Annotated in this window: 12 protein-coding genes; all 12 read right to left on the bottom strand. The window is 65.0% G+C overall.

Features of this window, described 5'->3' with window-relative positions; genetic code table 11:
- Nucleotides 1-277: 277 nt before the first annotated feature.
- On the bottom strand, nucleotides 278-1,321 hold the full coding sequence (locus tag JQ566_RS20315; protein ID WP_212374852.1) for an ABC transporter ATP-binding protein: 1,044 nt from the start codon (nucleotides 1,319-1,321) through the stop codon (nucleotides 278-280).
- The gene (locus tag JQ566_RS20310) at nucleotides 1,314-2,294 is read right to left on the bottom strand and encodes an ABC transporter ATP-binding protein (protein ID WP_212374850.1); all 981 of its coding nucleotides are present in this window, start codon (nucleotides 2,292-2,294) and stop codon (nucleotides 1,314-1,316) included. Before JQ566_RS20310 ends, JQ566_RS20315 begins: the two co-directional genes overlap by 8 nt.
- Complete coding sequence (locus JQ566_RS20305; protein WP_212374848.1) at nucleotides 2,291-3,112, bottom strand: ABC transporter permease; 822 nt, start codon at nucleotides 3,110-3,112, stop codon at nucleotides 2,291-2,293. Before JQ566_RS20305 ends, JQ566_RS20310 begins: the two co-directional genes overlap by 4 nt.
- Nucleotides 3,109-4,032 (bottom strand): ABC transporter permease, encoded by a 924-nt coding sequence (locus tag JQ566_RS20300; protein ID WP_212374846.1) that lies wholly within the window; start codon nucleotides 4,030-4,032, stop codon nucleotides 3,109-3,111. Before JQ566_RS20300 ends, JQ566_RS20305 begins: the two co-directional genes overlap by 4 nt.
- 54 nt (nucleotides 4,033-4,086) lie before the next feature.
- The gene (locus JQ566_RS20295) at nucleotides 4,087-5,676 is read right to left on the bottom strand and encodes an ABC transporter substrate-binding protein (protein ID WP_212374844.1); all 1,590 of its coding nucleotides are present in this window, start codon (nucleotides 5,674-5,676) and stop codon (nucleotides 4,087-4,089) included.
- A gap of 256 nt (nucleotides 5,677-5,932) precedes the next feature.
- Nucleotides 5,933-7,222 (bottom strand): S-methyl-5-thioribose kinase, encoded by a 1,290-nt coding sequence (gene mtnK, locus JQ566_RS20290; protein WP_212374842.1) that lies wholly within the window; start codon nucleotides 7,220-7,222, stop codon nucleotides 5,933-5,935.
- Between the two features lie 56 nt (nucleotides 7,223-7,278).
- A complete protein-coding gene (locus JQ566_RS20285; protein WP_212374841.1) occupies nucleotides 7,279-7,626 on the bottom strand; it encodes a hypothetical protein in 348 nt (115 codons plus the stop codon).
- Nucleotides 7,627-7,873: 247 nt separating this feature from the next.
- Nucleotides 7,874-8,149: a DUF1467 family protein gene (locus JQ566_RS20280; protein ID WP_100232724.1), complete on the bottom strand. Its 276-nt coding sequence runs from the start codon at nucleotides 8,147-8,149 to the stop codon at nucleotides 7,874-7,876.
- A gap of 9 nt (nucleotides 8,150-8,158) precedes the next feature.
- Complete coding sequence (gene mce / locus JQ566_RS20275; protein WP_212374839.1) at nucleotides 8,159-8,563, bottom strand: methylmalonyl-CoA epimerase; 405 nt, start codon at nucleotides 8,561-8,563, stop codon at nucleotides 8,159-8,161.
- A gap of 42 nt (nucleotides 8,564-8,605) precedes the next feature.
- Nucleotides 8,606-10,276: a ribonuclease J gene (locus JQ566_RS20270; RefSeq protein ID WP_212374837.1), complete on the bottom strand. Its 1,671-nt coding sequence runs from the start codon at nucleotides 10,274-10,276 to the stop codon at nucleotides 8,606-8,608.
- Complete coding sequence (locus JQ566_RS20265; protein ID WP_212374835.1) at nucleotides 10,276-11,082, bottom strand: biotin--[acetyl-CoA-carboxylase] ligase; 807 nt, start codon at nucleotides 11,080-11,082, stop codon at nucleotides 10,276-10,278. The genes JQ566_RS20270 and JQ566_RS20265 overlap by 1 nt, the downstream gene beginning before the upstream one ends.
- A 1-nt stretch (nucleotide 11,083) precedes the next feature.
- Complete coding sequence (gene nuoN / locus JQ566_RS20260) at nucleotides 11,084-12,520, bottom strand: NADH-quinone oxidoreductase subunit NuoN (RefSeq protein ID WP_212374833.1); 1,437 nt, start codon at nucleotides 12,518-12,520, stop codon at nucleotides 11,084-11,086.
- Nucleotides 12,521-12,539 lie beyond the last annotated feature (19 nt).

The following is a 12,539-nucleotide window of genomic DNA, read 5'->3' as shown; positions in this document are numbered from 1 at the left end:
TCGGTCAAAGGCCAACTGGTTTCCGCCTGCTCCTCGCAAAAGACGACGAACTGTGGCACGAAAACATCCGGTCAGCTAACCGCAGACGGCGCTATAGCATGTTCGGCACAAATGGGGCTGCATAGTCGCCAGCTAGTGCGCAAGACGTCCGCTCCGGGTCACGTGCGATAATGCTCTGATTGATCACAAGACTTCCCTATGCCTTCGAAGCTGACATATTCGCCTTTCTGTGAGTACACGCCCTGGTGGAATAGACGCGCCTTCCCCCTTCGGCGCATCAGCCCTCCGCCGAAACTAATGCCGACCGCCCCGCAATCTCCTCACTCCGCCAGCACCGCACCGCATGCCCATCGGCGCGCGTTTCCAGCGTTGGCCCCGGTTCGCTCCGGCACACCGTCTCCGCATGACGGCAGCGCGGGCTGAAGGCGCAGCCGTTCGGCGGATCGAGGGGATTGGGAAGGTCGCCGCCTGTTGTCGCCAGCGGTGCATGGCGCAGGGGATCGGGGATGGCGGCGATCAGGGCTTGCGTGTAGGGGTGCGCCGGCTGTTCGAAGATCTCACGCCAATGGCCGTTCTCGACGATGCGGCCGAGATACATCACGGCGACGCGGTCGCTCATGTGCTCGACGACGCCGAGGTCGTGGCTGATCATGATGTAGGACAGGCCGAGCGTTTCCTTCAGCTCCAGCAGCAGATTGATGATCTGGGCGCGGATCGAGACGTCGAGCGCCGAGACCGGCTCGTCGCAGATGACGATCCTGGGATTGAGGATCAGCGCGCGGGCGATGCCGATACGCTGGCGCTGGCCGCCTGAGAACTCGTGCGGGTAGCGGTCGGCCTGCTCGGGGCGCAGTCCCACATGCCGCAGCATGGTCGTGACGCGGTCCTCGATCTCGCTTTTCGCGGTCACCCCATGCACACGCAGGGGATCTTCGAGCGTGCGACGAACGGTCTGGCGCGGATTGAGCGAGGCGTAGGGATCCTGAAACACCATCTGCACGATGCGGGCCAGCGCCTTGCGATCGCCGGACTGCCTGACGGTCATGACCTGCCCGTCCAGCACGATGCGGCCGCGCGTCGGCGTCAGCAAACCGAGGATCGACAATGCGACCGTCGACTTGCCGGACCCGGACTCGCCGACGAGGCCGAGGCATTCGCCGCGCTTCAGCCTGAGATCGACACCGTCAACCGCTCGCAGCAGCCGCCGGCCGCGGCCCAGCAAGCCGCCTCCCAGCGGGAAATGAACCGCGAGATCCTCGATGCTGAGAATGAGACCGTCGTCCCGCCAGGCTTCACCTCGCATGTCTTGCGGTTCATGCATGGTGGTGACACCTGACCAAGCCGCCCGCCTCCAGCAAATCCGTCTTGGGCGCGGCTGTCCGACAAATGTCGGTCGCCTGCGCGCAACGCGGATTGAACCGGCAGCCATCCGGGAAATTCGTGATCGCCGGCACGACGCCCGCAATCTCCTTCAGCCTGCTGCGGCCGAGCGCAGCGCGGCTGCCCAGCCGCGGCAGGGAGTCGACGAGCCCTTGCGTATAGGGATGCGAGGGCGCGCGGAAGATATCGGCCGAGCCGCGCTCCTCGACGATGCGGCCGGCATACATGACGGCGACGCGGCGGCAGACATTGGCAACGAGGCCGAGATCGTGGCTGATCATCAGGATCGCCGTTCCCCGCTCGGCGCACAGATTCCGCATCAGCTCGATGATCTCCGCCTGCACGGTGACGTCGAGCGCGGTGGTCGGCTCGTCGGCGATCAGGAGGTCCGGACCGCAGGCGAGCGCGATGGCGATCATGACGCGCTGGCGCATGCCGCCGGACAGCTGATGCGGGTAATCCTTCACGCGCCGCTCGGGCGCGGGGACGCGGACGCTCGCGAGCGACTCGACCGCCAGCTGGTTGGCCTCCCGCCAGCTCTTGCCCTTGTGCAGCACGAACATCTCGGCGATCTGTCGTCCCACCGGCGAGACCGGGTTCAGCGCCGTCATCGGCTCCTGGAAGATCATGGCGATGCGGTTGCCGCGCAGCTCCCGTTGCCTGGCGGCGGATAGGTGCTGGATTTCCTTTCCCTCGAACCGGATGACGCCGCCGCCGACCGACAAGGGCGGCCGCAGCAGGCCGATCAAGGCGAGCGCGGTGATGCTCTTGCCGCAGCCGGATTCGCCGACAAGGCCGAACGTCTCGCCACGGTCGATGCGGAATGAAATGCCTTCGGCCGCCGCAACGCGCCTCGATCCGTCGTCGAGATCGATGCGGAGATTCTCGACCTCGATCAGCGGCGCGCCGGTCATGTCCGCCGGGTCCGCGATTGGGGATCGAGGATGTCGCGCAGGCCATCACCGAGAAGATTGAGGCCGAGCACGGTCAGGAAGATGGCAAGGCCGGGAAACACCGAGAGCCACGGCGCCGTCGTGATCTGCTCGCGAGCTTCCGACAACATGCTGCCCCAGCTCGGAAAAGGCGGGCGGACGCCGAGACCGAGGAACGACAATGCAGCTTCGGACAGGACCGCGCTGCCCATGCCGAGCGTGCCGATGACGACGATCGGCCCTAACATGTTCGGCAGCAGCTGCGTGATCATGATGCGCAGATCGCCGTAGCCGAGCACGGTTGCCGCCTGCACATAGCCCTGATTCCGCAGCGACAGCGCCGAGGCGCGCGCGAGCCGGCAGGTGAAGGACCAGTTGGTCAGGCCGAGTGCGATCAAGAGGCTGGTCAGACCGGGACCAAGCACCGCCATGATGGCGAGTGCGAAGATCAGCGAGGGGATCGCGAGCATCAGATTGGTCAGGGCATTGACGACATCGTCCCACCAGCCGCCAAAATAGCCGGCGCTCAGACCGAGTCCCACGCCGATGACGCTGTTGATGAGCTGGGAGACGATGCCGACCGTCAGCGAAATGCGGGCGCCGTAGACGACGCGGGAATAGATGTCGCGGCCCTGCCCGTCGGTGCCGAACCACCAGGTCCAGCTCGGAGGCTCCTCCGCATTCATCAGATTGGCGTCCATGACGGGATCGGTGTGAGCCAGCCAGGGCGCGAGCAGGCCGACGATGATCGCAAGCACGAACAACGATCCGCCGACGACGAGATTGGCGCGGAGCTTCATGCGTATCTGATCCTCGGATCGATCACGCCGTAGAGAACGTCGATCAAGAGATTGATCGCGAGAAAGAACAGCACCACCACGAGAATGGAGCCCTGGACGGCGGGAATGTCGCGCTGGAGCACGCTGTCGACCAGCAGCGAGCCGATGCCAGGCCAGGAGAACAGTTTCTCGACGACGACCGCCTGCCCCATCAGCGCGCCGAATTGCAGGCCCATGGTCGTGAGGATGAGGACGAGCGCGTTGCGCATCACGTGCCATTTCACGACCCTGGTCTCGCTCATGCCCTTCGAGCGCGCGGTGCGGACGAAGTCCGCGGTCATGATCTCGAGGACCGCGGCGCGCGTCGTCCGGGCCAGCAGCGCCATCGGCGAGACGCCGAGCGTCACGGCGGGCAGGATCAGATATTTGAGGCTGCCATCGCCATAGCCGAAACTCGGCAGCCAGCCGAGCCTCAAGGCGAACAGGTACATCAAGAGCAGCCCGAGCCAGAACTTGGCCAATGACAGGCCCGACACCGCCAGGACCATCGAGACGGTGTCGACGAGGCTGCCTGGTCGCAAGGCCGCGACGAAGCCGAGCGGCACGCCGAGCAGAACCGCAAACGCCATCGAGGCGAAGATCAGCTGCAGCGTCGGCCATGCCCGCTTGGCGATCATGGTCGTAACAGGCTCGCGGGTCCGGAACGAGGCCCCCAGATCACCGGTCGCAAGCCTCGCGACATAGGCGCCGAAGCGCATGTAGACGGGCTGGTCGAGGCCGAGCTGCTTCTTCATGCGCAGCTCGACCTGCGGATCGCTGTCGTCGCTCATGGTCGAGACGATGCTGCCGGGAACGACGCTGAACAGCACGAAGACCAGCAGCACGACGGCGAGCACGGTCGGAATGGTCTGCAGAAGGCGACGGATCAGGAACGAGAGCATCTCAACTTTTCCCCGCTCCCTCCCTCGCCTGTGGCGCTGGAGGGAGCGCGCGTGTCACTTCGCGGGCGAGGTCTCGTCGACCCAGAGGTCCTCGACGTTCTGGTGGGTCAGCTCCGTCGCGTTCAGCTGAATTCCCTTCAGCCACGGCTGCACCGCCATGACCGCCTTGTTGTAGTTGAAGAACCAGACCGGCGCCTCCTCGTAGAGCAGCGCATTGGCCTTCTGCAGCAGCTGGCCGCGCTTTGCGGGGTCGTCCACCTGCCCGGCCTCGTCGACCAGCTTGTCGAAATCGGTGTTCCTAAAATTCATGTAGTTGCAGGCCGATTGCGGCGTCGCCGAGTGGAAGCATTTGAGCGCCGCCTGGGGATCCGGGCCGGTCGCCTGGGAATAGATGAAGGCCTGGTAGTCGCCGCTGCGGACCACTTCCGCTAGCACCGCGGTCTCGACCTGCTTGACCTTGGCCTTGATGCCGACCTTGTCGAGCATCGGGATGACGGCCGTGACGATCGGCAGGCCCCAGCTTTCGTTCTGGCTGGTGGTCCATTCGAATTCGAAGCCGTTGGGATAGCCCGCCTCCGCGAGCAGCTGTTTGGCCTTGGCTGGGTCGTAAGCGTAGGGCTTCATGGTCTTGTCGTAGAGCGGCGAGGTCAGCGGCAGCCAGCTGCTGGCGCGATAGGCCTTGCCCTTGACCAGCTTGTTGATGATCAGGTCGGTGTCGATCGCGTAGTTGATCGCCTGCCGGACGCGTTTGTCGGCGAACGGCTTGAACGAGGTGTTCATGCCCATGTAGCGCGTAAACACCTCGGCGACCTCGACGATGGTGCCCTTGAGGTCCGCGTCGGACTGGTAGGCGACGTACTGCGCAGGTCCCAGCACCGAGGTGTCGATCTCCTTGTTGCGGAAGGCGACATCGCGTGCCGCGGCCTCGCCCATGACCGAGACGATGACCTTGTCTGCGTAGGGCCTGCCGGGCCTGTAGAACCGATCCCAGCGCTCCAGGACGATGCGCGATCCCGGCACGTGCTCGACGAACTTGAAGGGTCCAAGACCGATCGGCTTCTGGATAAAGCTCTCCTTGGCCGCCTCGTCGGCAGGATAGATCGAGGTCAGCGCGGTGAAGAAGTAGAAGCCGGGATCGACCTTCTCGGTCAGCTTCATCTCGATGGTGAAGTCGTCGATCTTCTTCAGGCCGGAGATGTCCTTGGCCTGGCCCTTCTCCACCGCAGCGGCGCCCTCGATCACGCGGACGTAACGCGCGCCGGGATAGGCTTTGCTGCCGTCCATGATGCGGTTGTAGGACCAGATGACGTCGTCGGCGGTCATCTTGCGGCCGTTGTGGAAATAGGCATCGTCGCGCAGCTTGAAGGTGTGCACGAGACCTCCGCCCGAGACCACATCCTCCCTGGCGAGTTCCAGCACCGGCTTTCCTTGCGCGGAATTCCAGATGTAGAGCGACCGGTGCAGGGCCTTGGCGTAGATCTCGTCCTGGGCGCGCTGCGTGGTGTGAATGTCCAGGCTGGTGAAGCTCGAGCCATAGGGCGCCGTCATCCGGATGGTTCCGCCCTTGCGCGGTGTCTGGGCCTCCACTGTTCCGGCGAGCGCCAGTCCCAAGCCAGCAACGATCGCGATTGTCCTGAACATCATGTGTTCCCCCAATGCAGCGTGCTCTGATCAGCGAGTTGACCACTCGCAGCATATCGAATGCAAGCGCCTTGAATGGCACGGCGGTCGCATATGCGAGGAGGAGGATGCGGAGTGAGCTCGGCCTGCATGGTTCGAGACGCCCGCTTTGGCGGGCTCCTCACCATGAGGGTCTGCTGCTCGCTGCAAAGCGCGACCTCATCCTGAGGGCCCGCCGCAGGCAGTCGTCTCGAAGGATGGTCGTAGGCAAGGACACGCCCTAGCCTGCCGCCAACTCCGGCAGCCAGTTGCGCAATCTTCGTGCAGCGTTGGTGACGTCGGCGATCGCGGAGAATGCATCCGTCTCCACCATCATCGCCCTCGCCAGCCGCACGGCACGGGCTTCGCTGACCGCCCGCTGCTTGGGGTTATCGATCAGCTCGAAATCGATATTGTGGGCGAGACCGAAGATGCGGCGGATGATTTTTGCGGCTGCGAAGCCGACAGTGTCGGCGAACAGGCGCTGCATGTAGCTTTGTCGCTCGGCTTCCAGCCGCGCCGCACCCTGCTCGCCGGCAAAAAGCGAGACCGGATAGGCGTCGCCAGCCGCGCCGGCCCGCCAGAGGTCGAGGAATTTGCGGGCGAACTCGGTCCAGACTTGCTCGACCGTCTCCAGCATCCAGGCCTCGAACGCTGCCCGTTCTCCCGGTGCGCGCTCGTGGGCGGCGGAGGCGAAATAGGCCATCAAGAGATTGGCCAGCACTGCGGCGACGTCAAATCCCATCGGGCCGTAGAATGCGAATTCCGGGTCGATCACCCGCGTCTGGCTCACCGTCACCATGATCGAACCGGTGTGGAGGTCGCCATGAATCAGCGCTTCCGGACTTGCCATGAACTTCAGCTTCAGCCGGGAGATGGCGACGTGCAGGTCCATGTCGTCGCGCAAGCTCGCAGCCAGCCCGTCGAGATAAGGCGCGGTCCAGCGGTTCTGCTCGGCGATGCGGTAGGGATCGGTGAAGATCAGGTCTTCGGTGATCTTGCAAAGCGCGTGGTTGCCGGCAAAGGCGGCGATGGCCTCCTTCTTCTCGGCCGCCGAGAGCGCGAGGTCGGAGGTGAAGAACAGCGTCCGCGCCATGAAGGTAGTGATGTCGTCCACGAAGCGCGGATATTGCGTTCCCGCGACCAGTCCCTTGCGCATGATGATGTGGGGCTCGAGCAACTCCATCACCGTCAGCGCCAAGGCTTCGTTGTGATGCAGCACGGCCGGGACGAGGCCGGGTGCGAGTTCAGCTTGCCGCATCAGCGCCAGGTATTCGTAATGAGCGCGTGACAGCGGCAGCGGCCAGCTTTCACCGACGAGACGGACATAGGGCAGCGCCTGCTTCACGGCGATGCCGCCGCGCGCGCCCTTGACGATGAAGACGAGGTTGAGGTTGCCGTCGCCGACCTCAGTGATCCGCCAGGAGGCCGCCTCGCCGCCGAGCAACGCCTTCAGGCCTGGCACGCCTGCGAGATAATCCCGCAAGTCGGCCTCATGCAGAATCCGGTAGTCCCCCTGCCCCTGCGCCATGCGATCCCATCCCTATTTGAGCATGATCTTTTCATGCTCCTGTATGGGCCGGATCGTTACTCCCGCTCCAGGAAGCTCGAGCCGATCCCAGCCGTTCTTTTGATCGGATCGTAATCACAATAGACGCTGTCCGCCACCAGCGTGTAGCTGGCGCTGACGGTGTATTTGTCGAGCTTGACCGAGTTCAGGCCGATCACGGAGGTGCTCTTGCCGCCGTTCCATTTGAATGGCGTCGCGCTCTTGGCCTGCTCGCAGGCCAGCACCGCCTCGTTGAAGACATAGCCCTCGACGAACGCCTTCAGCGTCCGGGCCTGAACGGCGATCTTCCATTCGACATAGCCGATGGCCCCAAGACCGGCCACGATCAGCACCAGAAGTGCAATGACGGTACGCTGAAAAGTCATTTCGTTCCCCCAATAAAACAAGCGCAAATTCCAGGCGAGTGACGAAACGATGCAAGCGCACGCCTCGTCCTTCGAGACGACCGCGGAGCCTGTCATCGGGCCGCGCTTTGCGCGGACCCGGTGGCGGTCTCCTCAAGATGAGGCTAACTGACATCGGAGCCCGTTGAAACTGTTGCCGCGCACTCTGCCCTCATCCTGAGGAGCCCGCCAAAGCGGGCGTCTCGAAGGGTGCGCCGCACGAAGAAACCTAGAACGGCATTCCCATCAATTTCGACAGGCGCTCGATCGAGAGATAGCCGGCGTGGTAGGCCGCGACGCCGAGGCCGTAGATCACCGCCGAGATGATCGTGGTCCAGATCAGCTTGCGCCCCATCCGCGTCAGGATCGGCGCGCCGGGGTCGGTGCCGGGTGCGCCGACGCCGTCCTCATGCTGGCTGCGCACGCCGAACGGCAGCGTCAGGAACAGCGCGATCCACCAGATGACGAAGTAGATCGCAAGCGCAGTGGAGATCTGGATGGCCATGGCGCGGCCTTATGCCTGCTCGATCTCGACCAGCGCGCCGGAAAAATCCTTCGGGTGCAGGAACAGCACCGGCTTGCCGTGGGCGCCGATCTTCGGCGTGCCGTCGCCGAGCACCCGCGCGCCTTCCTTCACCAGCGTATCGCGCGAGGCGATGATGTCGACGACCTCGTAGCAGACATGGTGGATGCCGCCGTCGGCATTGCGCTCGAGGAACTTTGCGATCGGCGAGGCGTCGCCGAGCGGCTCGATGAACTCGATCTTGGTGTTGGGCAGGGTCGCGAACACGGTGATGACGCCGTGCTCGGGCAGCGGCACGGCCTCCGAGATCTGGGCGCCAAACGCCGCACCGTAGATCTTGGCGGACTTGACGGCATCCCTGGTCGCGATCGCGACGTGGTTGAGGCGACCCAGCATGTTTCTTCTCCCTCAGAGCGTGATCCGGAGACCACGCCTAATCTACACTGTCAGTACGTGTACCAGACAGGGGGGCTTTTTGCCCCAATGTTCGTTGATCACAGCCCGGACGGCGCGGCGCACCGACTCGGCCAGAGCGTCCGGATCGCGGCGGCGCGCCTTCGGCAGGCCTTCGATGGTGGACATCACGACATCGAAGACGATGTCGTCGAAGAGTTCGCCCGCCCTGTTCTTCTCGGGGACGCCGACCAGATCGACCTCGGGATCGTCGGCCAGCTCGCCCTGCCCGGTCATGGCGATGGCGACGAAGGCGCAGCCGGAAAAGCCCATGCGGCGCCGCTCGACGACGGCGCGGGACTTGGAGTCCTCCAAAATCGTGCCGTCCTTGTAGAGACGGCCCGACGGCACCTCGCCGACGATGCCGGGATCGCCGGGGCCGAGCTTGACGAGATCGCCGTTGCGGCAGACCAGCACGCGCGGCACGCCGGCGGCGCGCGCGAGCTTTGCGTGCTCGTGCAGATGCAGGGCCTCGCCGTGGACCGGGATCAGGAGCTGCGGCTTCACCCAGGAGATCAGCTCGCGCAGCTCGTCGCGGCGAGGATGGCCGGAGACATGGACCAGAGCGTCGCGGTCGGTGATGATCTCGACGCCCTGGAGCACCAGATTGTTGACGATCGAGCTGACAGCCTTCTCGTTGCCCGGAATGGTGCGCGAGGAGAAGATGACGCTGTCGCCGCGGTTCAGCGTGATTTCAGGATGGTCGTCATTGGCGATGCGCGCCAGCGCGGCGCGCGGCTCGCCCTGGCTGCCGGTGCACAGCGCCAGCACCTTGTCCTGCGGCAGGTGGCCGTAGACCTCCGGCGAGCGGAAGTTCTGCACGCCGTCGAGATAACCGGTCTCGCGTGCGACCTGCACCACGCGCTCCATGGCGCGGCCGACCACGACGACCTCGCGGTCCGCGGCCCTGGCGGCGTCGGCGACGGCTTTGACGCGGGCGACGTTGGAGGCAAAGGTCGTGACCGCGACGCGGCCCTTGGCTGATTTGACGAGGTCGATGATGGTTTTGGCGACCTCGGCCTCCGAGGGCGAGCGGCCGTCGCGCACGGCGTTGGTGGAATCGCCGATCAGGGCGAGCACGCCCTGCTCGCCGAGTTCGCGCAGCCGCTTCTCGTCGGTCGGGGCCCCCAGCGTCGGGGTCGGGTCGATCTTCCAGTCGCCGGTGTGCAGCACGATGCCGGCTTCGGTGTGGATCGCCAGCGCGTGCGCTTCCGGAATCGAGTGCGCGACGGGAATGAACTCGACGTTGAACGGGCCGATATCGACGCGGCCGCCCGATGGCACCACCGTGACGGGGATCTCGGGCGCATTGCGCTCGGCGGCGCATTTGGCCTCGAACAGCGCCGCACTGAACTTGGTGGCGTAGATCGGGCATTTCAGCTTCGGCCAGAGATCGATGATGGCGCCGAAATGGTCCTCATGGGCGTGGGTCAGCACGAGGCCCATCAGGTTCTTGCGTTCCTTCTCCAGGAAGCTGATGTCGGGCATGATCAGGTCGATGCCGGGCAGATGCTCCTCGTCGCCGAAGGAGACACCGAGATCGACCGCCAGCCAAGCACGCTGGTGGCGGTTGCCGAGGCCGTAGATCGACAGGTTCATGCCGATCTCGCCGACGCCGCCGAGCGGCGCAAACACCAGTTCGTCGGGCCTTGCCATCACGCAGCTCCCACGGAGGCGACGGGGCCAAAGAAGACTTCACCCGCAGCGATGGGCACCCGCCGTCCCTCCGCGGTGCGGACGATCAGGCAGCCGGTGTCGTCGATGGTGTCAAAAATGCCTTCCAGCGTCATCGCTCCCGTGTGGATTGCCACCCGCTCGCCTAGGCCGGCGGCGCGCTCCAGCCATAGTCTACGGATATCGGCAAAGCCGCGGCCATTGTCCCATATGCCACGGAACTCGACCCAGGTGTCCGACAGGGCCGTAAACAGCTCCTCCGCGCTGATCTGGACGCCGAGATCTGCGAGCGACACGGCGGGCGTCGGCGTCCCCTCGGGCGCCGCGACGACGTTGGTGCCGATACCGACGACGACGGCAAGCCGGTCGCCGACGGCCTCCGCCTCCAGGCCGATGCCGACCAGCTTCTTGCCATTGGCGAGGACGTCATTCGGCCATTTCAGGGCGTATCGGGGACCGTCAGGACCGAGCCGCAGCGCGGCCTCAACACTGACCTTCTCGAGTGCGGCTTGCTCCGCCAGCCCTGCCGCAAACCCGATGGTGGCGGCAACCGCAGGCGCGATGTCCAGGACCTCGAGGACGCTGGCGGCGAGATTGCCCTTCGGGGCGATCCAGGCGCGCTGGCGCCGGCCGCGGCCGGCGGTCTGCTCTGACGTCACGAACCACATCGGGCCGCGTTCGCCGGCGCGGGCGTGCTCGATCGCCTCGGTATTGGTCGAGCCGGTCCGTTCGAAAGCTGCGAGCTTATAGCCCGCGGACTGTGCGCGAGGACCGAGCGCGAAGGCCATCCTAGAACAGCGACTTTGCCGCGGCGGAGGCGACGCTCACCACGGGACCTGCGAACAGCGCAAACAGGATGTTGAACAGGCCCGCGACCGCCAGCACCGTCTTCACCTCGACGCGCACCGGATCGACCTGGCCGGCCGGCTCGTCGAAGTACATCGTCTTGATGATGGCGAGATAGTAGTAGGCGCCGACGACGCTGGTCAGCACGCCGATGACGGCGAGCGTGAACAGGTTGGCCTTGATGGCGGCAACGAAGACGTACCATTTGGCGAAGAAGCCGGCCAGCGGCGGAACGCCCGCCAGCGAGAACAGCAGCATCGCGAAGAAGAAGGCGAGCAGCGGGTTGGTCCGCGACAGGCCGGCGAAATCGCTGATCTGCTCAACGGCCTGGCCGTTGCGCTTCATCGCGAGGATGACCGAGAACGAACCGAGCGTCATCGCGACATAGATCACGATGTACATCAGGACGCCCTGCGCGCCCTCGACCGTGCCGGAGGCCAGGCCGACGAGGGCGAAGCCCATGTGACCGATCGAGGAATAGGCCATCAGGCGCTTGATGTTGCTCTGGCCGATGGCGGCGAAGGCGCCGAGCGCCATCGAGGCGATCGCCACGAACACCAGGATCTGCTGCCACTGCGAGACGATGCCCGGGAATGCCGTCAGCGTGACGCGGGTGAAGACGGCGAGCGCGGCCACCTTCGGCGCCGAGGCGAAGAAGGCGGTGACCGGCGTCGGGGCGCCCTCATAGACGTCAGGCGTCCACATGTGGAACGGCACCACCGAGATCTTGAAGCAGAGGCCGGCGAGCAGGAAGACGAGGCCGAACACCAGGCCGACATTCGCGGCCGTCACGGCGGTAGCGATGCCGGTGAAGCTGACCGTGCCGGTGAAGCCGTAGATCAGCGAGGCGCCGTACAGCAGCATGCCCGAGGACAGCGCGCCGAGCACGAAATACTTCAGGCCGGCTTCGGTCGACTTGGCGTTGTCGCGGTTCGAGGCGGCGACGACGTAGAGCGCCAGCGACATCAGCTCGAGGCCGAGATAGAGCGAGATCAGATCGCCGGCCGAGATCAGCACCATCATGCCGAGCGTCGAGAGCAGCACCAGGATCGAATATTCGAAGATGCGGCGCGACGGGTCGGACAGGAACTCGGTCGACAGGATCAGCGTCACCGCCGAGCCGATCAGGGCCAGGATCTTCATGAAGCGGGCGAAGTCGTCGACGATGAAGCTGCCGCCGAAGGTCACCTGCTTGCCCGCGGGCTGCATGTAGACGAGCGCGCCGACCACGATCAAGAGCACCACCGCCAGCAACGTCACCGTCCTGGTCGTCTCCTGCCCGCGATAGGCTCCCAGCATCAGAAGCGCCATCGCGCCGACCGCGAGCACGAGCTCGGGGAGCACCGGCGCCAGTTGATAACCTGCAGTCTCAAAGCTCATGGCGATATCCTGACCTGCC

It is taken from the genome of Bradyrhizobium sp. SZCCT0231 (genome assembly GCF_018130245.1).
Taxonomy (GTDB): Bacteria; Pseudomonadota; Alphaproteobacteria; order Rhizobiales; family Xanthobacteraceae; genus Bradyrhizobium; species Bradyrhizobium japonicum_F.
Note: the sequence above shows the minus strand (reverse complement) of the source record. Positions and strands in the feature narration are given on the sequence as shown.